Origin of the sequence: Mucilaginibacter pallidiroseus (genome assembly GCF_007846085.1) — a bacterium.
Lineage (GTDB): Bacteria > Bacteroidota > Bacteroidia > Sphingobacteriales > Sphingobacteriaceae > Mucilaginibacter > Mucilaginibacter pallidiroseus.
In genome coordinates, this window is the sequence record NZ_VOEJ01000003.1 from 93,005 (window position 1) to 112,482 (window position 19,478).

Here is a 19,478-nt window from a genome sequence, read left to right on the forward strand (position 1 = left end):
CGAAAAAATCAAACTTTTTTTCGACACTTTCCTATTAATTAAACCAGCTATTATTGGATATACTGTTCTTCCGTGGCCTGCGAACCGTCATTTGCATACTTGTAGTCATCAGGGTTACTAAATTTGATTTGCATAATCATTTTATCAAACTCATCTCCTTTAACTAAAGCTTTAGATTTAATCCTGAATTTATAAGTATATATAGTGCTTACTGTGTTTTCTAAGATGTTAGCAATAGTTTGGTTTTCTTTTATGCCCAACCTCATTAAAGCAAATATTCTCAGGCTGGTGTTTAATACTTCCGTTTTCTTTGGAATTACATGATCTACCTCTGGCAATAGTTTATTGAATGATGTAATAAAATTGGGGAATAGCTTAAGAAAAATATGATCGAAAGTGTTAAATAACGTGGCTCTCTCCTGCTTTACATCAATACTTTTAACGAGGTTTTGAAGATCCTTAAGGCTTTCTGTTTTAATGATGCGCTCCATAGATCGCTTTAGCTTTTCGCGCTGCGAGATATTGGCCGAAATACTACTAAAGAAATAGCCTATATACTCTTCTTTAATGATGGCATCCTCGGCTAATTTTTTGTTCATTTGGTCGAGGTGCTGATTTTGCTCTAATACTTTTGCTTCTCTTAACCTTACTACCTTAAGCCTGTCATACACTTTTTTTGCAATAATTAATGTCCCGCAAATAGCCAAAACCAGCACAATGATCAGGAAAGTCAAAAGCTTATTTTTCCCGCTCTCCAACCGAATAAGCTTCTCGGCCAAAACTGCGTTCAGCGCGGTTGAGGCTTCCATCACACGCAGCTTATTCCCGTAAAAGCTTGCCTGGCTCAGGGCCTCTTTAATTAAAATTTCGGCATCTGTTAGGTTGCCCTGCTCAAAAAGCATTTTACCTAATGTAAATATTGCCAGGGTTTCTTTTGTAGAAGATCTTATATCTGCAATAGCAGAAACCGTAATTAGGTTCCTTTTCTCGTTGTCGTCAGTTATGTGGCTTAAATCGTGTGCCACCATGGCCTTTTGGTGTTGGGTTAATTTGTCCATGTTCAATAATGCACGATAATGCGCTTCTGCTTTAGCGTCATGCCCTAAACGCTTGTAATAAGCTGCGGCATAGAAATGCCTTTCATAAGACCCGGGCTTTGATAATAACACAACGGAATCAAGCGCCTTAAGTGATGCCGCCTTATGATCAGCGTTGTAATTCTCATCAGTATTATAAAGTGCAAGACGACCATACGCTATCGACTTTAGTTCATAATATTTAATCTTCAAGCTATCGGGCATTTTTTTGGAATCCATTTGATAGATGCCGTCAAAGGTTTCTTTGAACATGCCCCAGGAAAGTTGTATGGTAGCCAGTTTTATACGGCTATCATATTGCTTAGCCATATCCGGGATACGATTGCTTATATCTATGAGTTTGGTTGTGTAAATGTGTGCCGAGTCGAAGAGGTAGTCCTTGTACTCCAAATATAATTTATTACTAAGGTGGTACTGCCTATTTAAATCATTAACAGCGGTTTGGTGCAGTTGCTTTCTTAATTGATTTATTCTTATTTCTTTAGCCTTATCGTAAATCTTTTTATTTGTGATTTCGTTTTTTAAAACTGTTAGTAAACTATCACTAACCGGGCTGCTATAAGTCGCTATAGGCAAAAGAACATTTATTAATAACACCAATAAAATTTTCATATGCAGCAGAAATAATGGCTAAATTACCTTTTAATGCCAATATTTCCTTCTAAGTAAATTGGTTTTACCAGTACTGCATTGCTGCTTAGTTACAAAATCTGGTTTTGAATTTATCGAGATGCTTAACATGTTGAATTGAGTGCACCCTCTTAAGCTTACCTTTTTATTTGAAACTTAATTGAATTAGATATCATTGTCAGATAAACTAACTCAATCCATGAAAAGCATCATCATTCTTATCTTAATCTCAGCATTTTACATTCCGCTAAAAGCACAAGACACTACCTATAGCCAAAAACTGGCAGGAGATCATATTATCGGCGTTTGGCAAACACAAGATCAAAAAGCTCAGATCACCATTAGCAAACAAGACAGCTTATATTTTGGAAAGCTGAGCAATGCCACCTTAAATATTGATAAATCAATTCACATTAATCTGCCAATAAGCCTGCTTGGAATTTATATTTTACGTGATTTGAAGTTTAATGGCGATAACAGGTGGGACGGAATGATATTCGATCCGAAAAGCCAAAACACCTATAAGTGTTACCTTAGAATGAATGCTGACGGCACAATGAAGGTTAGAGGATATAAAGGGATTTCGCTATTTGGGAAATCGCAATATTGGAAGAGGGTTAAATAAAACAAAGATGGAATAAATGAAAAACGCCGATCTCTTGTAAGAGATCGGCGTTTTAGTAGCCCGTAGGGGAATCGAACCCCTGTTTCCAGAATGAAAATCTGGCGTCCTAACCCCTAGACGAACGGGCCTTAATATGTTTCCCTTGTTTTGGGACTGCAAAGATAAACGTTAAAAACATTTTTTAAAATTTTATTTCAAAAAAAATTTAAATGGCTGGCTATCAGTAATAATAATTTAGTTCGACAAACAAAAAGCTGTTAGCCCTGCTTTTAAATCATCTAATTATACAATAAATTTATAAAATCATCTCCCATTATATATGAAAGCCATTTGGAACGATCAGGTTATAGCCGAAAGCAATGATACCATCGTAGTTGAAAATAATCATTACTTCCCAAAAGAAAGTGTAAGGACCGATCTTTTGAAGGAATCTGCTACTCACACCACTTGCCCGTGGAAAGGCCTTGCATCTTATTACAGTATCGAAGCTGGCGGACAAACCAACAAAGACGCGGCATGGTATTACCCCGAGCCAAAGGACGCTGCCAAACAAATTGCCGGCTATGTTGCCTTTTGGAAAGGTGTTAAGATAACCGACTAATATGAAACAGTACGACGCAATTGTAATTGGATCCGGACAAGCCGGGGCACCACTGGCTAAAAAACTTGCCGCCGCAGGTAAAAAAACTTTAATTGTCGAAAAACGCTTCTTTGGAGGCACTTGCGTTAATGATGGCTGCACGCCAACCAAAACAATGATAGCAAGCGCACGCGTGGCATACCTTGCCAGCAAATGCAATGACATGGGCGTAACCATAAAAGGCTACAAGGTTGATTTACGCCAGGTAAAAAAGCATAAGGATGAGATAGTGCTTAAGTCTCGCAATGGAGGGTTAAAGGCTGCCGAGAATACGCCTAATCTCGATGTTTTATTTGGAGAGGCATCTTTCACGGGGCCCAAGACCATAGCTGTCACAACTAAGAAAGATGGTACACAGGAATTTAAAGCCGATCAAGTATTTATTAATACCGGCGCTAAACCTGTTATCCCGCACGATGTGGAAGGATTGGATAGTATCAACTATCTTACATCAACCACCATTATGGAACTCGAAGAGGTTCCCGAACATCTGTTGATTATTGGTGGTAACTACATAGGGCTGGAATTTGGGCAGATGTTTGCCCGCTTTGGCAGCAAGATTACCATTATCGAAAAATCCGCAAGGATACTTGCTCATGAGGATGAAGATATATCTCAGGAAATAACAAATATTCTTGAACAGGAAAATATAACTATTCGTAGTGGTGCCAATGTAATTCGCTTCAAGCAAAAAGCAGCAGGTAAAATAACGGCTACAGTAAAAACAGGTGGTACCGAAGAAAAAATTAAGTGTAGCCACGTACTGGTAGCTATTGGCCGTGCCCCGCAAACCGACACATTAGGGCTGGATAAAACGGGTGTAAAAACCGACGGTAAGGGCCACATATTGGTAAATACCAAACTGGAAACAAACGTTAAAGGCATTTACGCGCTTGGTGACGTTAAGGGCGGTCCTGCTTTTACACATATCTCATACAATGATTTTACCATTGTTTACCGCAACCTTATCGACAAACAAAACTTAAGTACGCGCAATCGCCCGGTACCGTATTGTATGTTTACCGACCCTGAACTTGGTCGGATAGGTATAACAGAGGCCGAAGCAAAAGAAAAAGGGTTGAATTACAAGGTGGCCAAACTACCCATGGCCCATGTTGCCCGCGCAATTGAAACCGGCGACACCCGGGGCATGATGAAAGCTATTGTTGACGCTAAAACCAAAAAGATTTTAGGAGTAGCTATTTTGGGTAGCGAAGGCGGGGAGATCATGTCGGTATTGCAGATGGCGATGGAGGGCGGCATCACTTATGATAGGATCAGGTACTGCGTGTTTGCGCACCCAACTTATTCGGAATCGCTCAACAATTTATTTATGACCCTGGAACCCTAAGCCGCCCGATGATAAAAGTTGAAAATCTTGTAAAATCATTTGGGACGGTAAAGGCAGTCGATAATATTTCTTTCGAAGTTAACGATGGCGAAAATATGGTATTACTCGGCACAAGCGGCTGCGGTAAAACCACGTTGCTTAAAATGCTAAACAGGCTGATCGAACCCGACAGCGGATCGATAACAATCAACAATGAAAATATTAATGCACAGCCTGCCGAGGATCTTCGCCGCAACATGGGTTATGTACTTCAAAACAACGGATTGTTTCCCCATTACACTGTGGCGCAAAATATTGCCGTTGTGCCAAGCCTTTTAAAATGGGACAAGGCCAAAACGCTATCAAGGGTTGACGAGCTAATTCAGAAACTACATTTATCGAAAGATCATCTTGATGCCTACCCTCATGAACTTAGCGGCGGACAGCAGCAACGTGTAGGCCTGGCGAGGGCACTGGCTGCCAATCCGCCTGTGTTGTTGATGGACGAACCATTTGGCGCGCTTGATAATGTCACCCGCTCAAAAATACATGATGAATTTAAGGCCCTTGACGAACTAAAGCGCAAAACCATCATAATGGTAACGCACGATGTGCAGGAAGCTTTTGAACTTGCCGACAGGATTGCTTTAATGGATAATGGCCGTATAGTGCAAACGGGAACACCTACCGAATTACTTTTTAACCCCGTAAACGATTTTGTACGTGGTTTTTTACAACACCAGCGTCTGCAATTGGAATTACGGGCTGTAAAGCTTGCAAACATTTGGGACTACCTGCCAACCGGCGGCCGAAAAATAAACACATCTTTAATCCCTGCTACAGCCGGTGTTTGGGAGGCGTTGAAAAATTTTAAATTCTTCCCGCGCGAAACCATCAACCTGTTAAACCAGCAAAACCGGGAAGTTAAGTCTGTTACGTTTGATGAGTTGATGTCTGCTTATTCACAGTTTAAAATACAACAGCCGCATGAATGAGCATCAGCAAACCCTGTTCGAGTTTATGCAGCAGCAGGCCGATAAGCTTGGCGTACAAACCCTGCAACACATAGGCCTTACCTTTATCTCGTTACTTATTGCGGTGATTATTGGCTTACCGCTTGGCATATACATCACCCGTCAAAAAAAAATATCGGGCCTGGTATTGGGCATAGCCGGCGTATTGCAAACTATACCCAGCATTGCGCTGCTCGGTTTTATGATCCCGGTTTTAGGCATTGGTGCCAAGCCTGCCATTGTTGCGCTGTTACTTTATGCACTGTTACCTATTATACGCAATACTTACACAGGCATTACAGGTGTTAACCCCGCTGTGAAGGAAGCAGCCATTGCTATGGGCCTTAACAAGTGGCAGGTACTGTTTAAAGTGGAGCTACCGTTAGCCATGCCCGTTATTTTGGCGGGGATACGCACAGCCACGGTAATTAACGTAGGTGTAGCTACCCTGGCATCTTACATAGCAGCAGGCGGATTAGGCGAGTTTATCTTTGGCGGCATATCGCTTAACAACACCAACATGATTTTGGCAGGTGCAATACCTGCCGCACTATTGGCCATTTTGTTTGATTTCCTGCTATCACGATTACAGAGGCTCAACTTTAAAAAAATAAGGGGTGCCGTAAAGGCCGCTCCTGTGCTGCTCGTATTACTCGCCTGCCTTTACTTCATTCCCTCGGCATACGGCAGCAAACTTACCGCAGGCTTTACGCCCGAATTTATGGGTCGCCAGGATGGCAATCTTGGTTTAGTCAGCAAATATGGCCTTAAAATACACACCATTGTTATAAATGATGCAGTAATGTATAAGGCTGCGCAGGAGAAAGAACTGGACGTTATAAGCGGCTACTCTACCGATGGTCGGTTAAAGGCCTATGATTTGGTTGTACTGGATGACGATAAAAAGATTTTTCCGCCCTATTATGCAGCCCCTATTGTGCGTGAGGATGCTTTAAAGAACTTCCCTGAGCTTGAAAAAACACTTAACTTACTTTCCGGGCTGATAACTGATTCGGTTATGACCGACTTAAACTACCGTACCGATTACCTGCACCAAACGCCCGAGCGGGTGGCCAAAGATTTCCTGCAATCCAAAAACCTTTTAAAACCCGATAAGGGCGGCAAAAACGGCATTGTGCGCATCGGCTCAAAAATATTTGGTGAGCAATACATTTTGGCCAGCATATATGCCATGCTGATAAAAGGCTATACCGACTATGATGTAGCCACCAAAACGGGCCTGGGTGGAACCAAAATTTGCTTTGATGCCCTTACTAACAATCAGATCGACTTCTATCCCGAATATACCGGCACCGGCTTGCTTGCTATTTTACAGGCGCCTACCCAAACCGTTACGCGGCTGCAAGCAAGTAAGGATAGTACCTACAATTATGTACAGCGGCAGTTTCAGGAAAAATATAAGATCAAATGGCTGAAACCCATTGGCTTTAATAATGCCTATGCTTTAATGATGAGACAAAAGCAGGCAAACGAGCTTAATATCAAAACAATTTCTGATCTTAAACGCTATTTGGAAATCAAATAATACCGATGGATTTATCCGAATGTTATAAAAAGGTGAGGCAACGCACCGAAGACATTTGCAGCCCCCTGCAAACCGAAGATTATGTCGTTCAGCCTGTAGTTGATGTGAGCCCGCCCAAATGGCATATAGGCCACACTACATGGTTTTTTGAAACTTTCATACTCAAGCCCTATTTTATGGGTTATCAGGAATATGATTCTAACTTCAATTACGTCTTTAACAGCTACTATGAAACTGTAGGTAACCGCGTAATCCGTACAGACAGGGGCAACTTAAGCCGCCCTACCGTTATCGAAATACAGCTTTACCGTAAGTATCTAGATGATGCCATGTACAACTTTTTAAGTGAAGGCGTTACTGATGATGTTAAGGAACTATTAGTGCTTGGTTTGAATCATGAAGAACAGCATCAGGAACTGTTACTTACCGATATCAAATACATACTGGGCAATAATCCGTTGTTTCCTGCTTACTCACTCGATTATAAAACGCCGGAGATTGACCATACCGATGCGGGCATGATAACCCTAGACGAGGGTATTTACGAAATAGGCTTTAACGGCGAAGGCTTTAGCTTTGATAATGAGCATAACCGCCACAAAGTTTACTTAAACAGCTTTGCAATAAGCCCCAATCTGGTTACCAATGCCGAGTACATAGAGTTTATAGAAGCTGGTGGTTATCATGACTTTCGCCACTGGCATGCTGCCGGTTGGGACTGGGTAAATACAAACAAGGCCGAGGCACCTATGTACTGGCACAATATTGACGGGCAATGGCACAACTATACTTATCACGGCTTACAGCCCGTAACTGCGCACCAACCCGTATGCCACATAAGCTACTACGAAGCTTATGCTTACGCATCGTGGAAAGGACTGCGCCTGCCTACCGAATTTGAGTGGGAAGCAGCATCTAATCAATTTAAATGGGGCAGCCGCTGGGAATGGACAGAAAGTTCGTACCTTCCTTACCCGGGCTTTGCTAAAGCACCCGGCGCAATTGGCGAGTACAACGGCAAATTTATGGTGGGGCAAAAGGTTTTACGCGGCGCTTCAGAGGTGACGTCGCCAGACCATAGCCGTAACACCTACCGCAATTTCTTTCAACCCGAACTGCGCTGGCAGTTTACAGGCATACGCCTGGCCAAATAACGTCAACAATGGCAAGTAATACACTAACACCACAAGATTGCGATTCGCAAATCATGAATAGCCAATTTTATAAAGATGTTATAGCCGGCCTTGGCTCAACGCCAAAACATCTCGATTCTAAATACTTTTACGACGCCGCAGGCGATAAGCTCTTCCAGGACCTGATGAGTTGCGACGAATATTATCCGACCAATTGCGAAATGGAGATATTTACCTCACAAACCGCAGAGATTTGCGAGGCAATGATGGGTAATGGCGACGCCTTCGACCTTATTGAGCTTGGCGCCGGTGATGCCACAAAATCATCGCACTTGCTACGCTACTTAATAGATAACAAGGCTGACTTCTCATATATGCCAATCGATATTTCAGACAATGTAATATCGCTTTTAAATATCACCCTGCCGGTAACATTACCGGGCATAAATATCACAGGTCTTAACGGCGAATACTTTGATATGCTTAAGAAGGCTGCGGCAATGTCAAACAGGCGCAAGGTTGTAATGTTCCTTGGCTCCAATATTGGCAACATGCCCGTAGCTGATGCGCAGGAATTCGCAAAAGAACTGCGCCGCCACCTGTCGCCGGGCGACATGGTATTTGTAGGCATCGACCTAAAAAAGAGTCCAAAGACGGTACTTGCAGCCTATAACGACAGTGAAGGAATAACCAAACAATTTAACCTTAATCTGCTGCACCGTATTAACCGGGAGCTGCATGGCAACTTTAATATAGACAACTTTGATCATTACGCTGTTTACGACCCCGAGACCGGTGCCTGCCGGAGCTACCTGATAAGCCTTACGCAGCAAGAGGTAATGGTGGGCGACAAGCTTATTCATTTTGAGAAGGACGAATATATTTTCATGGAAATTTCTCAGAAATACACCATGGCGCAAACAGAAGAAATGGCCATCCAGGCAGGCTTTAAAGCAACGGCGCACTTTACCGATAGTAAAAATTGGTTTACAGATGCGGTATGGCTGGCTGTATAATTTCCCAGTTTTAAGTATCATATATCCAGGAAAAACATTGCGCTTTTTCGAAAGTCATTAATTGAAATTTTTGTTATAAAGCATTTTGCTTTGCAAAAATTCGATACTTTCGCACTGCGAATTTTCTCCCTCAAATTTGCAGTTAAGTTGCTGTAGCTCGAGCTACGGTACAAAAAACCAATTGTAAGTAGCGCGCACTTTTATGCGCCATAATTTTTTTGACTGTACTTGTGTTATGAGCGCAAATTTATTTGAGCCTGTTTTTATTGAACGCTATTTTGATGCGGATCCGCAGCATCTATTTGCCGCGTGGACCGATCCGGAATTGATAAAACTATGGCTTTTTAAAAGTGATAGCAGCAACATAAGCAGTGTGGATATTGATTTGCAGGGTGGGGGCTGTTTTTCAATTATCGAGCAAACGTCTATCGGGCAACTAATAGACCATTTTGGTATTTATAAGCGCATTGTACGCCCGCAACGCTTATCATTTACCTTGCAGGTTCCCCACCATTTCACAGGCTCAACCACAATTGAAGTAAATATAAACCCCGATGGCGATGGCAGTTTGCTCGCCTTTAAACAAACCGGCATCGACCCTAAGATAGTTGGCAACGCATGGCAAAAAATGTTCGATCAGTTAGATAAAGTCTTCGCAACACTCTCTTGATATTGCCTTTGTAATTATAAGCCCTATATTTATACAAAACAACCTTAAATGACGCCTTCATCAATGCTCTTGTTGCTCATCGTATTTTTTGTACTCATTGTATTGTTCTCTTCATTTGTAACAGTTAAACAGGGTACAATTGTAGTTATAACCATATTTGGTAAGTACCGCCGCATACTCACGCCGGGCCTAAACTTCAAGATCCCCTTAATAGAAAACATATACTCTAAAATATCTATTCAAAACCGGTCTGTAGAGCTCGAGTTCCAGGCGGTTACGTATGACCAGGCCAATGTTTATTTCAAGGCCATGCTGTTATACTCGGTACTTAATCAGGAAGAAGAAACGATTAAGAACGTCGCCTTTAAGTTTGTTGACGAGCGTAACCTGATGCAGGCGCTTATCCGTACTGTTGAAGGTTCTATCCGTGCGTTTGTAGCCACAAAAAAACAGGCCGAGGTATTGGTGCTTCGTCGCGATATAGTAGAACACGTTAAAGAGCAATTAGACAATATATTGGAGAACTGGGGTTACCATTTGCAGGACTTACAGCTTAACGATATTACGTTTGATGATATCATCATGAAATCAATGAGCCAGGTAGTAGCATCAAATAATCTTAAAGCGGCTGCCGAAAATGAAGGACAGGCTTTACTAATTACAAAAACCAAGGCTGCAGAAGCCGATGGTAACGCTATAAAAATATCTGCCGAGGCCGAGCGTCAGGCAGCACAGCTACGCGGGCAGGGTATAGCATTGTTCCGCGAGGAAGTAGCCAAGGGTATGACCATGGCTGCCAAAGAAATGCAAAGCGCCAACATGGATACCTCGGTTATTCTGTTTACCATGTGGACCGAATCAATCAAACACTTTTCTGAAAACTCAACCGGCAACGTTATTTTCCTTGATGGCTCTGCAGATAGCATGCAGCGCACCATGAAAGAAATGATGAGCTTAAACCTTTTGCATACCGAAGCAGTCAAAAAGTAACAAACTTTACTGCCGGTTAAAATGGTTAAAAATATTTTTAAAGTGCTATGCGCTGCGGGTATGTTTTGCCTTAGCATTGCAACATCAAAGGCCCAGCCGCACCGTATGTTAACCCCTGATGATTTCAGGGGAATGCCACGTGTAAACAACCGGGGCGTGGTGGCTTATACCAATTGCACCATAAATTTTAGTTACCAGGCCAACCATGCCGACGGCTACTACCGCGTGCATGCCAATGTGAGCCTCACCATGAACCGCGACCGCTCATGGATTGATATGAACCGTATAACATCGCAAGCCCAGCTTAACGAAATTTTGAAGCACGAACAGGGGCACTACACCATTGCCTACCTGGAGCAACAGGAAGTTTTAAGAGCCATACAACGCACCCGTTTTACAGCCAACTACCGCTACGAGGCTATGGATGTGTTCAATCGCATTGACGCCAAGTACAAGCAGCTTAATATTGATTATGACGAAGATACCGAGCATAGTGTAAACAAACAGCAGCAACACAGTTGGGACGTATACTTTGCAAAGCGCCTGCAATTTATGCCGCAGGAAACTGCAAGCCTGTGAGTTGAACATTAGCTTGCCATGTGTGCATTTATAATTACTTTTGGGCAATATGCCTGCTGGTACTAAAATTTACTTTGCTTCTGATTTTCATTTAGGGGTTGATGGGGTTGAAAAAGCCGCCGTTCGTGAAGCCCGCGTTGTGCGTTGGCTGGAGCATATACGCCACGATGCTGCCGAGGTTTTCCTGGTAGGCGATGTTTTTGATTTTTGGTTTGAGTATGCAACCGTTGTACCCCGTGGCAATATTCGCTTTTTGGGCAAACTGGCCGAAATGGCCGACGCGGGCATAAAGCTTTACTTTTTTAAAGGCAACCACGATATGTGGATGTTTGATTATTTTGAAAAGGAGCTGAATGCAACCATCATAAGCAATGAAATGGAGTTTGAGCGCAGTGGCAAAAAGTTTTATCTGCATCACGGAGACGGGCTTGGCCCCGGCGATAAAAAGTACAAGGTGCTTAAAAAGATATTTCGCAGCCCGCTGTGCCAGTGGTTATTTGCAAGGCTGCACCCCAACCTGGGCATAGGAATAGCCTCAAGATGGTCGCACGGAAGTAAGCTTTCTAATGCACGCATGGCCGAAGAAAAGTTGCACCCCCAGGAGTGGATCGAGCTTTATGCCCAGGAGCTCGCAACCACCCATCAGTTTGACTACTTTATTTGCGGTCATCGCCACAAACCAAAAGATATACCCATCCCCGGCAGCAACAGCCGTTATATTAACCTTGGTGACTGGATAGGCAATTTTACCTATGCCGTATTTGATGGTAACGATGTTGAACTGAAATCTTTTGATGGCGGCAAAATGAGCTACGTACCCAAGTAATATCAACGCATCATCACACCGGCCATATTCTATTGAGACACAGCAGCTATCTTTTACAATCTGCTGAATTTATTATCTGCCTTAAAATGCGTATTTTCGCATGCTTTTAGCAAGCGCAGCCACAATAAACCATTTTATAACGATGCTTTATAGTTAGTGACGTAGCTTGTATAGCAAAGCGGGGCCGCAGTAACCTACAAACTACTGCAATTGATTTTCTACGAATTATAATACGATGTTAGAGAAATTAGAATTGATATTTCAGCGCTGGAAAACGGTAGAAGGCGAACTTAGCAGCCCGGATGCGATGGCTGACATGAAGCGTTTTGCCCAGCTGAATAAAGAATATAAAGACCTGGCTAAAATTGTTGACGAGTATAACGTTTACAAAAACGTAATGAGCAACATTGACGCCAACAAAGAAATTTTAGCAACAGAGAAAGACGAAGAGTTTCGTGAAATGGCTAAGATGGAATTGGATGAGCTTTTAGAGAAACAGGATGAAATGGAAGAAAAAATCCGTTTGATGCTGATCCCTAAAGATCCGGAAGACTCGAAGAATGCCATTGTGGAAATACGCGGCGGTACCGGTGGTGACGAGGCTGCGCTGTTTGCAGGCGACCTTTACCGCATGTACATGCGCTATTGCGAACGCCGCGGCTGGCGTACCGAATTGGTTGACTACACCGAGGGTACATCCGGAGGTTACAAGGAGATTGTATTTAACGTAAATGCCGAAGATGCCTACGGTAATTTCAAATACGAATCGGGTGTACACCGTGTACAGCGTGTGCCTGATACCGAAACCCAGGGCCGTGTGCATACATCAGCAGCTTCTGTTGTGGTATTGCCGGAAGTTGATGAGTTTGACATTGTGTTAAACCCTGCTGATATCCGTAAAGATTTATTCTGTGCATCGGGCCCGGGCGGTCAGTCGGTAAATACCACTTATTCAGCAGTGCGTTTAACACACATGCCAACAGGTATTGTTGCGCAATGCCAGGATCAGAAATCGCAGTTAAAAAACTTTGACAAGGCTTTACAGGTACTACGTTCACGTGTTTATGAAATGGAGCTGCAAAAGCACCTGGAAGAAACATCGAAAAAACGTAAAACGATGGTTGCTACTGGTGACAGGAGTGCTAAAGTACGTACCTATAACTATCCGCAGGGCAGATTAACCGAGCACCGTATCGGTTTAACCATATATAACCTTACCGGTGTTATGAACGGCGACCTGCAGGAAATTATGGAAGCTCTGCAATTTGCAGAGAATGCCGAAAAGCTAAAAGAAGGAACGGTTGCTTAAGTTGTTATTATTTATTTAGCTTTGTTATAGCAGGTTAATATTATACGCCATGAAAATAACTATTGAGATAGACGAAAGAAGCGAGGTTGTGAAGCTTACTGCTTTTTTCAAGGCTTTTAATATTGAAACAGTTAGTATGGTAAAAACTGACGGCGAAACAAAGCATATCATTACCAAAGGCGACAAATCAATTGACCCGGAAGCCCTTTTTGGCATTTGGGAAAAAGAGCCTAAAAACCTTGACGATATACGTAAAGCCGGCTGGCAAAAGAGATAAGAATATTGGTCATGATATTATGTGATACCAATATTCTTATCCATCTTTTCAATGGCGACAAATCTACCTTTTCCACACTCACTAATTTCGGATTTGATAATGTTGCCATCTCGGCAGTAACCGTAATGGAACTTTACCAGGGCATGGGCAACAAAGCTGAGTTGCAAAACATGAAGAAGAAGATTCGGTTTTATGATATCATTGAAATCGATTCAGAAAGCTCTGCTTTGGCAACTGACCTGATTGAGAAATTCAGGTTGAGCCATAATCTACAAATCCCCGATGCAATTATTGGCGCATCGGCCATAATCCATCAAATACCGTTATTTACTTACAATAAAAAAGATTTCAGCTTTATGCCTGGCCTGCAACTGGCCTAGGATATTTTTTCATTTCATTTCAATTTCATGTTGCCAATATATTTTAGCATTAGTTAAGTAGCATTCTGTATGCAATGTGCGTATGGTTTGTAACAATGTTTTACTCAAATGTAATCCTGTACAATATGCTGGCACTAAAAAAACTTACAGGCACCCCAACACTTTACAGTCACGACACCCGCTTAATGGGTAATAACTTTATTTTTAGTGTTGTAGCCGATAATCATGCCTGGGCCAATGAACGCATTAACGCCGCCATTGCAGAAATCACCCGTATTGAAAAGATGCTAAGTGCGTTTACAGAAGACAGCCAGCTTAACTTAATAAACAGCAATGCCGGTATTGCACCTGTAAAGGTTAACCCCGAAATTTTCGGTCTTGTACAAAGAGCCATACAGATCTCTGAACTTACTTATGGTGTGTTTGATATAGCTTACCCGGCTATATCCGAACTCGATAAGAATAGCAAAGCAGCCAAATCAAAAGATAAATACGATTATACCAACATTGAGCTTGATGCGCTTAAGCAAACGGTGTTTTTAACAAACAGCGATATGCGCATTGGCTTTGGTGCGCTAAGCATTGGCTACGCGGCCGACAGGGCACGTTATATTTTGCAGATGGAAGGCATTAGCAGCGGCGTTATCAATGCCGGTGGCGACCTGGTAACATGGGGCCTTCAACCTGATAATACGCCATGGACAATTGGCTCTGCCGACCCATCAAAAGCTGGCTTGCCATACGCTGATACGGTAATTAGCAATATGGCAGTAGCTACCTCATTTAACAATGGTGTTAAAACAGCCGCCTTGCCTGCCGGGCAATTAGCTAATATCAGCCACGAAAACGGTTTTGAGGTTAGTAAAATTAAAAGTGTAAGCATTATTACCCCTACTGCAGAACTTGCCGACGCAATGGCATCACCTATTATTACAATGGGTGTTAATACCGGTTTGTATCTTATTAATAAGTTAAACCAAATTGCCGCAATCATTACTGATGATCAGGCTCGTTTTTATACTTCAAACAGCATTGGGCTTTTAGGCTGATGCTGTTTGTATTTCCCTTCTCCCCTAATTAAAACTTAACACAAACTTTTAAAATTTGGTACTACTTTTACGCTCAATTTAATTATACGTGCACGGCCGACAGCGGCCCAAATTGTGCATGTTAATTATCCAGCCCTCTTCCTGAAAACTTAATGATAAAGCAGTTTATATACATTGTGCTATTAATTGCGTTTAGCCTTTGGCTAACGGCCGGCACAACTACTGCTAAAAATTCGCCGCCTGCTTTTTATCGACACAGTGTATCCTTAATGCCTGATAACGCGTTACAACAACAGCGTGATACTACTGCAAATAAAAAACAGCACCCCACAGAAGAGGAGAAAAAGAAAATAAAGGAGATTGCTAAGGCTAAAAAAATGCCAAAGCCCGAAAAGGTTGAGGAAGTTAAAGTTAAACCAAAAAGACAACGTCGCCCTGATGGCTTGGAAAGACCGCCCGAAATACCCAGGAGAAATAATAATTAGTAATTTTAAAACAGACTTAGTAATTGATGAGATACTTTGCCGTACTGTTTTTTATAACCATTTGCAACGCTTTACATGCAGCCGCCATAAAACCCGGCCTGCTTGCTTACGCACCATTGCAATTGGCAGCCGATACCGACACAACGGTGGTTGATACTGTCCCGGCAAAAAAGAATTCGGCATCGGTAGGGATCAGCTATGGCAGCGACGCATTATTTTTTGGCCGGACAGGGCCAATAAGGTATCCCTTCATGGCTACAGATTTGATATTCAACAGTAAAACAGGCTTTTTTGTATACGGCTCTGCTTTGAAGGTTTTAGGTTATAAACCGGTTGTTGACGAGGTTGACATCGGCGGCGGCTACTTCTATCGCTTTTCTAAGAAATTTACCGGAACCATAAGCTATACACGTTTTATTTTTAACAAAAATGCCGACATCATTAAATCGGCATCTTCAAATGACATCAACTTTAAGAACTCGTACGACTGGAAGTATCTAAAAACAAGCATCATTGCCGATTACCTTTTCGGTAAATCATACGATTTCTTTACCACAATCAGCAACTCAAAGTATTTTGAAAGTGAGTTTAACATTTTTACTGATCAGGACTTCATTTCAATAAACCCAACCATTAATATCATATTGGGCACGCAAAATTTTGTAAACCGCTATAATGTTGACCATCCGCGGCGTATAGAAGTTGATAATATATTTTCGCCTTACCCATATGGCCGTAACCCGAGGGGTAACGCACGTTTTACTATGCTTAATTACAGTTTTAAGCTACCGTTAGCCTATAACACACCGCATTACACGCTCGAAGCATCATACCGCTACTCAATTCCAGTAAACGTTGAGGGCGCGCTTAAAAACAGAAAGGAATCTTTCTTTAACTTTACATTTTACTACGTTTTTTACTAAGGCCGATGAATGTACTGATCATAGAGGACGAACGATCGCTTGCTTACGAGATAGAGTTGTTTTTGAGCAAGAACAATTACATATGCGAGGTTTGCGTAAACGGCACCTCGGCATCTGAGAAGATTGCTGTTAACCTTTATGATTTTATATTAATAGACCTTGGCCTGCCCGATTATGACGGGCTTGACCTGCTTAAAGAAGCTAAACAAAATAACAGCTCGGCATCATGCATCATCCTGACGGCGCGCGCTGAAGTAAGCGACCGTATAAAGGGGCTTGATCTTGGGGCCGATGATTACCTGCCCAAACCATTTTCGTTGCTTGAATTACAAAGCCGTATGCAGGCAATTACCCGCCGCAAGTTTGGGCTTACCAACCATGTAATTGAGCTGGAGTACTTTATGGTAAACCTAACCGACCGCAGCATATCTTTCAATAATAGCCCAATAAGCGCCATCACCAAAAAAGAGTTTGATTTGATAGCTTATATGCTTCTGCATAAAAACCGCACGCTTACTCGTGCGCAACTGAGCGAGCATATTTGGGGCAGCGTTGTTAACGATGATTACGACTCCAACTTTATTGATGCCCACGTAAAAAACATACGCAAAAAGCTAAGCGCCTTTGCCCCTGCCGATTGGTTAGAAACCGTGCGTGGCCTGGGCTACCGTATTAAAACAAACGCTTAGGTATTGAATTTAAAAACCAAACTTACCTTCTTTAATGCCATCTCCAAACTGGTGGTAGTTACCTTGTTTGTGTTGCTTTTGCCCAACATTATTGAGAATATTAATAAAGAATATACAGATAGTCGGCTGGAGAAACAGCGGGACAAGTTATTGCAGATTGTTCGCGAACAAGGCATACAAACTTATATTGAAAACGGCCAAAGCTACGGCAGCTACCTACCCCTTAAAGAAGAATACATTAGCCTTGATGAGGTTGAACCATCATACTTTGCTGATACTATACAGGACGAAAAGCGACTGGTTGAGCGGGACACTATTGACTACCGCATACTTAGCCATACCTTTAAGGTAAACAATCAAAACTACCTGCTGGAAATTGGTAAAAGTATTGAAACCATTGGCGATACCAGCGGCCCGCTGCAAAATATTGCATTCCAGATATTGCTGGGAATGATATTGATAACCATCCTGGCCGACCTTATTTTTACCAACTACATCCTGGCTCCACTAAATAAAATTGTGCGTACAAAACTGGTGGCAAACAGGTTTCCAAGCTTTACTACTTACAAAGAGGTCCGCACAACCACTACCGATTTCAGGCACCTTGATTTAAGTATCCACCGCATGGTAACTACAATTGAGCAAGCCTTTTTAAAGGAAAGAGAATTTATTTCCAATGCATCGCATGAATTAATGACACCTATCTCCATACTTCAAACAAAAATTGAGAACATGTTTGAAGAGGAAGATATAAACGACGAGGTTAAAGTGCGCTTGCTTGAGATGCAAAAAATACTTAACCGGCTCAAAGCTATTACCAAAACCCTTTTGTTGATATCGCAAATAGAGAACGACCAGTTCCTTAAAGAGGACCACATAAAAGTAAGCGACCTTTTGCAGGACATCTATGATGAGATCTCCATTCGCCTGCAGGACAAGAATATTCAGCTTGACATAATCATACACCAGGATGCTACTTTTATACGTGTGAACAAGTTTTTACTTTTCAACCTGCTATTTAACCTGGTAAACAATTCCATAAAATACAATGTCGAAGATGGCACAATCAACATTACCGCGCAAACTACTACAAAGGGTTATGAGATAAGCATAGCCGATACCGGCATAGGTATTCCGGAAGCTGAGCTACCTTTGATTTTTAACCGCTTTAAAAAAATAAAGCAATCGTTATTGCAAGACAGCTTTGGCTTGGGCCTGCCAATCGTTAAATCCATAGCGCTTTTCCACGAGATAGGCATCTCTGTAGATTCGGAACAAGGCAAGGGAAGTACCTTCACGTTAAACATCCCGGCAAAAATTATAGCTAAATAAGCGCGCGCTGTACTAAAAAAAAGTCAGCCAATAATTGCTGTATAATTTTTTGACAGGGAAATCGAATTCTCATTTTCCTTAACCTTAAAAAATTATATTTTAAATATTATCAGTGCTTATTAGCGCAACTTAAAGCTGCTTAAAATAATTTTTAGTGCTTTGGCATTGGCTTTGCAAACCCATGCACAACACAACATACTTAAATTATGAAAACACTAAGAACACGTTTAGCAACTTACAGCATAGCATTAGCATCACTGGGTATTTTAGCCGCAGGTTGCGACTCGATGACCAAAACCCAAAAAGGTACTGCAATTGGTGCAGGTGCAGGTGGTACTGTGGGTGCAATTATAGGTAAAGCAGCAGGTAACACTGCATTAGGTGCAATTATAGGTGGTGCCGTTGGTGGTACAGCCGGTGCTTTTATTGGCCGTAATATGGACAGGCAAGCTGCCGAAATTAAACAAACTGTACCTGGTGCTACCGTTATTCGTGAAGGTGAAGGTATCCTTGTAAAATTCGATTCAGGTATTTTATTCGATACAGATAAATCGGACCTAAAAGCCGCTGCCCGTACCAACTTACAAAACCTGGCTACATCATTACAAAATAACCCGCAAACCAACATTCTGATTGTGGGCCATACAGACAACACCGGTTCAGATTCACACAACATGGATCTATCAATCCGCCGTGCCGAATCTGTTAAATCCTATGTAGCTGCGGGTGGTGTTGCCAACTCACGTTTAACCGTGCAGGGTAAAGGCGAAAGCGAGCCAATTGCCGATAACTCTACTGTAGACGGTCGCGCACAAAACCGCCGCGTAGAGATTGTAATTGTAGCAAACGAAGCCATGAAAAACCAGGCTCGTAGCGCATCAAATTAATTTGTTTTAAGTAAGATCAGTTAATAGTTTCAGAAGCCCTGTACTTTAGGTA

At 42.1% G+C, this 19,478-nt stretch carries 21 protein-coding genes and 1 tRNA gene; 20 read left to right on the forward strand and 2 right to left on the reverse strand.

The genetic code is table 11. The features are described 5' to 3' along the window. Window positions 1-50 precede the first annotated feature (50 nt). Window positions 51-1,709 carry a DUF6377 domain-containing protein gene (locus tag FPZ43_RS07225; RefSeq protein ID WP_146381203.1) on the reverse strand — a complete coding sequence of 553 codons (1,659 nt, stop codon included), beginning with the start codon at window positions 1,707-1,709 and terminating at the stop codon, window positions 51-53. Between the two features lie 217 nt (window positions 1,710-1,926). Between FPZ43_RS07225 and FPZ43_RS07230 the strand changes: the two genes are divergently transcribed. After that, window positions 1,927-2,352: a DUF2147 domain-containing protein gene (locus FPZ43_RS07230; protein ID WP_146381204.1), complete on the forward strand. Its 426-nt coding sequence runs from the start codon at window positions 1,927-1,929 to the stop codon at window positions 2,350-2,352. A gap of 56 nt (window positions 2,353-2,408) precedes the next feature. Here the strand turns inward: FPZ43_RS07230 and FPZ43_RS07235 are convergent. Beyond that, window positions 2,409-2,480 (reverse strand) — tRNA-Glu (locus FPZ43_RS07235). Between the two features lie 191 nt (window positions 2,481-2,671). On the opposite strand from FPZ43_RS07235, the gene FPZ43_RS07240 reads away from it, so the two are divergent. The 19 genes from FPZ43_RS07240 (at window position 2,672) to FPZ43_RS07330 (ending at window position 19,426) form a co-directional block, all read left to right on the forward strand. Continuing rightward, window positions 2,672-2,953 carry a DUF427 domain-containing protein gene (locus FPZ43_RS07240; RefSeq protein ID WP_146381205.1) on the forward strand — a complete coding sequence of 94 codons (282 nt, stop codon included), beginning with the start codon at window positions 2,672-2,674 and terminating at the stop codon, window positions 2,951-2,953. Window position 2,954: 1 nt separating this feature from the next. Next, entirely contained in the window at window positions 2,955-4,343 is a 1,389-nt protein-coding gene (gene lpdA / locus FPZ43_RS07245; protein ID WP_146381206.1) for a dihydrolipoyl dehydrogenase, read from the forward strand. 8 nt (window positions 4,344-4,351) lie between these two features. Further along, on the forward strand, window positions 4,352-5,317 hold the full coding sequence (locus FPZ43_RS07250) for an ABC transporter ATP-binding protein (protein ID WP_146381207.1): 966 nt from the start codon (window positions 4,352-4,354) through the stop codon (window positions 5,315-5,317). Then, window positions 5,310-6,881 (forward strand): ABC transporter permease/substrate-binding protein, encoded by a 1,572-nt coding sequence (locus FPZ43_RS07255; protein WP_146381208.1) that lies wholly within the window; start codon window positions 5,310-5,312, stop codon window positions 6,879-6,881. Before FPZ43_RS07250 ends, FPZ43_RS07255 begins: the two co-directional genes overlap by 8 nt. Before the next feature lie 5 nt (window positions 6,882-6,886). Next, entirely contained in the window at window positions 6,887-8,035 is a 1,149-nt protein-coding gene (gene egtB / locus FPZ43_RS07260) for an ergothioneine biosynthesis protein EgtB (protein ID WP_146381209.1), read from the forward strand. An 8-nt stretch (window positions 8,036-8,043) separates the two neighbouring features. Beyond that, a complete protein-coding gene (locus FPZ43_RS07265) occupies window positions 8,044-9,030 on the forward strand; it encodes an L-histidine N(alpha)-methyltransferase (RefSeq protein WP_222430948.1) in 987 nt (328 codons plus the stop codon). A 235-nt stretch (window positions 9,031-9,265) separates the two neighbouring features. Next, the gene (locus FPZ43_RS07270) at window positions 9,266-9,700 is read left to right on the forward strand and encodes an SRPBCC family protein (RefSeq protein WP_186461777.1); all 435 of its coding nucleotides are present in this window, start codon (window positions 9,266-9,268) and stop codon (window positions 9,698-9,700) included. Window positions 9,701-9,748: 48 nt separating this feature from the next. Further along, entirely contained in the window at window positions 9,749-10,690 is a 942-nt protein-coding gene (locus tag FPZ43_RS07275) for an SPFH domain-containing protein (protein ID WP_222430949.1), read from the forward strand. 21 nt (window positions 10,691-10,711) lie between these two features. Continuing rightward, on the forward strand, window positions 10,712-11,269 hold the full coding sequence (locus FPZ43_RS07280; RefSeq protein ID WP_146381211.1) for a DUF922 domain-containing protein: 558 nt from the start codon (window positions 10,712-10,714) through the stop codon (window positions 11,267-11,269). Between the two features lie 49 nt (window positions 11,270-11,318). Next, entirely contained in the window at window positions 11,319-12,095 is a 777-nt protein-coding gene (locus FPZ43_RS07285; protein WP_146381212.1) for a UDP-2,3-diacylglucosamine diphosphatase, read from the forward strand. Between the two features lie 235 nt (window positions 12,096-12,330). Then, a complete protein-coding gene (prfA, locus tag FPZ43_RS07290; RefSeq protein WP_146381213.1) occupies window positions 12,331-13,404 on the forward strand; it encodes a peptide chain release factor 1 in 1,074 nt (357 codons plus the stop codon). Window positions 13,405-13,453: 49 nt separating this feature from the next. After that, window positions 13,454-13,681, forward strand: coding sequence for a hypothetical protein (locus FPZ43_RS07295; protein WP_146381214.1), 228 nt, complete (start codon window positions 13,454-13,456; stop codon window positions 13,679-13,681). An 11-nt stretch (window positions 13,682-13,692) separates the two neighbouring features. Next, window positions 13,693-14,061 carry a type II toxin-antitoxin system VapC family toxin gene (locus FPZ43_RS07300; protein WP_146381215.1) on the forward strand — a complete coding sequence of 123 codons (369 nt, stop codon included), beginning with the start codon at window positions 13,693-13,695 and terminating at the stop codon, window positions 14,059-14,061. A 125-nt stretch (window positions 14,062-14,186) separates the two neighbouring features. Continuing rightward, window positions 14,187-15,110, forward strand: a complete 924-nt coding sequence (locus FPZ43_RS07305; protein WP_146381216.1) for an FAD:protein FMN transferase — start codon at window positions 14,187-14,189, stop codon at window positions 15,108-15,110. A gap of 152 nt (window positions 15,111-15,262) precedes the next feature. After that, the gene (locus FPZ43_RS07310) at window positions 15,263-15,595 is read left to right on the forward strand and encodes a hypothetical protein (RefSeq protein ID WP_146381217.1); all 333 of its coding nucleotides are present in this window, start codon (window positions 15,263-15,265) and stop codon (window positions 15,593-15,595) included. A gap of 26 nt (window positions 15,596-15,621) precedes the next feature. Further along, window positions 15,622-16,518 (forward strand): hypothetical protein, encoded by an 897-nt coding sequence (locus FPZ43_RS07315; protein WP_146381218.1) that lies wholly within the window; start codon window positions 15,622-15,624, stop codon window positions 16,516-16,518. A gap of 5 nt (window positions 16,519-16,523) precedes the next feature. After that, the gene (locus FPZ43_RS07320; RefSeq protein ID WP_146381219.1) at window positions 16,524-17,207 is read left to right on the forward strand and encodes a response regulator transcription factor; all 684 of its coding nucleotides are present in this window, start codon (window positions 16,524-16,526) and stop codon (window positions 17,205-17,207) included. A 3-nt stretch (window positions 17,208-17,210) separates the two neighbouring features. Then, on the forward strand, window positions 17,211-18,539 hold the full coding sequence (locus FPZ43_RS07325) for a sensor histidine kinase (protein ID WP_146381220.1): 1,329 nt from the start codon (window positions 17,211-17,213) through the stop codon (window positions 18,537-18,539). Window positions 18,540-18,745: 206 nt separating this feature from the next. Continuing rightward, on the forward strand, window positions 18,746-19,426 hold the full coding sequence (locus tag FPZ43_RS07330; protein ID WP_146381221.1) for an OmpA family protein: 681 nt from the start codon (window positions 18,746-18,748) through the stop codon (window positions 19,424-19,426). The last annotated feature ends 52 nt before the right edge of the window (window positions 19,427-19,478 follow it).

Coding starts and splice junctions, on each gene's coding strand:
- FPZ43_RS07275 (WP_222430949.1), top strand. CDS start 9,749: ATGACGCCTTCATCAATGCTCTTGTTGCTCATCGTATTTTTTGTACTC.
- egtB (WP_146381209.1), top strand. CDS start 6,887: ATGGATTTATCCGAATGTTATAAAAAGGTGAGGCAACGCACCGAAGAC.
- FPZ43_RS07330 (WP_146381221.1), top strand. CDS start 18,746: ATGAAAACACTAAGAACACGTTTAGCAACTTACAGCATAGCATTAGCA.
- FPZ43_RS07310 (WP_146381217.1), top strand. CDS start 15,263: ATGATAAAGCAGTTTATATACATTGTGCTATTAATTGCGTTTAGCCTT.
- FPZ43_RS07295 (WP_146381214.1), top strand. CDS start 13,454: ATGAAAATAACTATTGAGATAGACGAAAGAAGCGAGGTTGTGAAGCTT.
- FPZ43_RS07255 (WP_146381208.1), top strand. CDS start 5,310: ATGAATGAGCATCAGCAAACCCTGTTCGAGTTTATGCAGCAGCAGGCC.
- FPZ43_RS07320 (WP_146381219.1), top strand. CDS start 16,524: ATGAATGTACTGATCATAGAGGACGAACGATCGCTTGCTTACGAGATA.
- prfA (WP_146381213.1), top strand. CDS start 12,331: ATGTTAGAGAAATTAGAATTGATATTTCAGCGCTGGAAAACGGTAGAA.
- FPZ43_RS07315 (WP_146381218.1), top strand. CDS start 15,622: ATGAGATACTTTGCCGTACTGTTTTTTATAACCATTTGCAACGCTTTA.
- FPZ43_RS07250 (WP_146381207.1), top strand. CDS start 4,352: ATGATAAAAGTTGAAAATCTTGTAAAATCATTTGGGACGGTAAAGGCA.
- FPZ43_RS07285 (WP_146381212.1), top strand. CDS start 11,319: ATGCCTGCTGGTACTAAAATTTACTTTGCTTCTGATTTTCATTTAGGG.
- FPZ43_RS07240 (WP_146381205.1), top strand. CDS start 2,672: ATGAAAGCCATTTGGAACGATCAGGTTATAGCCGAAAGCAATGATACC.
- FPZ43_RS07265 (WP_222430948.1), top strand. CDS start 8,044: ATGGCAAGTAATACACTAACACCACAAGATTGCGATTCGCAAATCATG.
- FPZ43_RS07280 (WP_146381211.1), top strand. CDS start 10,712: ATGGTTAAAAATATTTTTAAAGTGCTATGCGCTGCGGGTATGTTTTGC.
- FPZ43_RS07225 (WP_146381203.1), bottom strand. CDS start 1,709: ATGAAAATTTTATTGGTGTTATTAATAAATGTTCTTTTGCCTATAGCG.
- FPZ43_RS07300 (WP_146381215.1), top strand. CDS start 13,693: ATGATATTATGTGATACCAATATTCTTATCCATCTTTTCAATGGCGAC.
- FPZ43_RS07305 (WP_146381216.1), top strand. CDS start 14,187: ATGCTGGCACTAAAAAAACTTACAGGCACCCCAACACTTTACAGTCAC.
- lpdA (WP_146381206.1), top strand. CDS start 2,955: ATGAAACAGTACGACGCAATTGTAATTGGATCCGGACAAGCCGGGGCA.
- FPZ43_RS07270 (WP_186461777.1), top strand. CDS start 9,266: ATGAGCGCAAATTTATTTGAGCCTGTTTTTATTGAACGCTATTTTGAT.
- FPZ43_RS07230 (WP_146381204.1), top strand. CDS start 1,927: ATGAAAAGCATCATCATTCTTATCTTAATCTCAGCATTTTACATTCCG.